Annotated in this window: 2 protein-coding genes and 1 pseudogene; 2 read left to right on the top strand and 1 reads right to left on the bottom strand. The window is 66.3% G+C overall.

Annotation, left to right across the window (positions count from 1 at the left end):
- Together ASD33_RS35940 and ASD33_RS34300 are read left to right on the top strand one after the other, a co-directional pair.
- Positions 1-236: hypothetical protein (locus tag ASD33_RS35940; RefSeq protein WP_206780092.1), on the top strand; the 236-nt coding region annotated here is incomplete at its 5' end.
- Between the two features lie 266 nt (positions 237-502).
- Complete coding sequence (locus ASD33_RS34300) at positions 503-655, top strand: hypothetical protein (protein WP_242427171.1); 153 nt, start codon at positions 503-505, stop codon at positions 653-655.
- A 400-nt stretch (positions 656-1,055) separates the two neighbouring features.
- Here the strand turns inward: ASD33_RS34300 and ASD33_RS36815 are convergent.
- Positions 1,056-2,270 (bottom strand): annotated as a pseudogene (locus ASD33_RS36815) (trypsin-like serine protease); the annotation flags it as partial.
- Between the last annotated feature and the right edge of the window lie 190 nt (positions 2,271-2,460).

Below are 2,460 nucleotides of genomic sequence, written 5' to 3' on the forward strand. Positions count from 1 at the left end.
GGAAATTCGAGCAAGTCCTGGAAGCAGCCGGGATGACGACTGCCGATATTTCCGCGCAGGCCGTTTCGGCCCACCTGGCGAGGCATGCGAATTCACCCTGGCGAGCTGAAGCGGCTTTCTACGGCGCCTCATTCAAGAGCTCAATCCCTCCACATGTCCAGCAGGGCAAACCGGAAGCGGCCATGCAGGATTGGCGAATTCACCCGCCGAAACGGCCGGTCCCACGAAGGTTGTAGGGACGAGCGTGAAGAGCCTGTGAAGAATCAGAGGTGCGATCTTTGCGAATGTGTGGGCTTTGACGCGCGAACAGAAATTCCATCGAGAGACGTTTGGAGTCGAGATTTCCAATTTGCCGGACGGGTCGCGCTTCGCGATCCGTCATGAATGATGGGTTCTGGCACAGATCAGCGTTCACGCATTCTGGTCCACCACAGCCGAACGTCGCCGACTCGATGCAGTTGGGTCCAGGGTCACGCCGCCCGGAAAACCGAACAAGATCGCTTTGCCGCACGTCCACGCAGCCGGAGAAGAGGCCCGGCACCGCTACTCGTCGAAGCGGATCACCGTCGAGCACGCGCTCGCCGACCACCATCGCTTGAAGCAGCTGTTTCGGGCCATCCCCGGCCTCGACTCCGACCGCACCGCCGACGCCTGACCACGACCCCGATCAGGCACCCATGCCTCCATCCCGATCACGCACCAGCTCGTCATGCGAGGGCCGGCGTGTTCGGCAGGGGAGTCCTCGCCCCCTTGACTCCAGCTGTGTCAGTTGGGCCAGGGGTACGAGGAGGCATTGGTCACAGGGTGATCATCAGCGTGCCGCCGTCGAAGTAGGTGCCCATGTTCTTGCGCACCGAGATCTCGCCGGTGCCGATCACGTGGACGTACATGTCGGCCTTGCCGTCGCCGGTGGTGTCACCGAAGCGGAGTCGTCCCATGTCGGTGCCGTCGACGAAGCGTCCCCAGCCGGCGGACCAGTGGGTGCCGCCGTCGAAGTAGGTGCCCATGTTCTTGCGCACCGCGATGTTGCCGTCGGTGGTGTGGACGATCATGTNGACGAAGCGTCCCCAGCCGGCGGACCAGTGGGTGCCGCCGTCGAAGTAGGTGCCCATGTTCTTGCGCACCGCGATGTTGCCGTCGGTGGTGTGGACGATCATGTCGGCCTTGGCGTCGCCGGTGATGTCGGCGAAGTAGAGCCGTCCCATGTCGGTRCCGGTGACGAAGCGTCCCCAGCCGGCGGACCAGTGGGTGCCGCCGTCGAAGTAGGTGCCCATGTTCTTGCGCACCGCGATGTTGCCGTCGGTGGTGTGGACGATCATGTCGGCCTTGGCGTCGCCGGTGATGTCGGCGAAGTAGAGCCGTCCCATGTCGGTGCCGGTGACGAAGCGGCCCCAGCCGTTCGACATGACGGTGCCCGCCCCGAAGCTGCTGCCGAGATTGCGGTGGACGACCACCGCGCCGTCCGTGCGCTGCAGCACGAGGTCGTCCTTGCCGTCGCCGTCGATGTCGGCGGGCGTGACCTTCTCACGGCTGACGATTTCCTTCACCCAGCCGGCCAGTCCGTCGACACGGGTGTCGACGGCGTTGGTACGGGTCTCGGCCGGGTCGATGCCCAGGCAGCCGCCCTGCCACGACCGGGAGCCCACAGCGACGAGTTCGGGGGTTCCACTGACCGTGCGCAGGGCAGGGCCGCCGGCGTCCCCCTGACAGACGGTCGCGGTGTCGGAGCCGTCGAGGTTCACGTCCGTGCCGGTGGTGGAGGCGACGGTGAAGGTGCCGCTGTGGAGCTTGTCGGGCACCCACTCGGTCTTCGTCCGGCCGAATCCTGCCTTCGTCAGCTGCTCCCCGGCGGCGGCGGCGGTGGCGGCGACCCGGACCGGGACGGCGACGGAGCCGGGAACCCTGGTGCTGAGTCTGACCAGAACCAGATCGCGGTCGGCGTGGGGTACGAGGGCGAGGGCCTGCTGGACGCTGCCTCCAGTCTGTGTCAGGTCGGTGCGGCCGACGGTGACGGTGGTGGCGACCGCGGGCCTGCCGGTGTCGGAGACGCCGGCGGTGGTGAAGCAGCTCTTCGCGGTGAGAACCCACTGCGGGTCGACGAGCGCGCCGGTGCAGGCCGTTTTCTCCCCGATAACGATCTTCGCGGTGAAGTTCAGCTGCCCTGGGGCGTCGCCACCATTGAGGGCGGCGGCGGGGAGGACGGTGGCGGCGGTGGCGAGCACGGTGGCGGCGCCGGCAGCCCACACGAAGCGCGAACGCTTTGCTGTCATGAGTGTTCCTTGATGGTGAAGGAGGAGAGCTTCGGCTGCTGCACGAGTTGTTTCCTTGCTGCGGGATCCAAGGGGTGAACAGGCCGTCTGACGTTCCTACTTGGAGGTGCGGATCTCGACGAGCATGTGGTCGCGGCCCTCGGGGTCGGCACTCTCGCCGACCGCGGTCCAGGTGTTCTTGGCGACGTCG

The organism is Streptomyces sp. Root1304 (assembly GCF_001426405.1).
GTDB lineage: Bacteria > Actinomycetota > Actinomycetes > Streptomycetales > Streptomycetaceae > Streptomyces.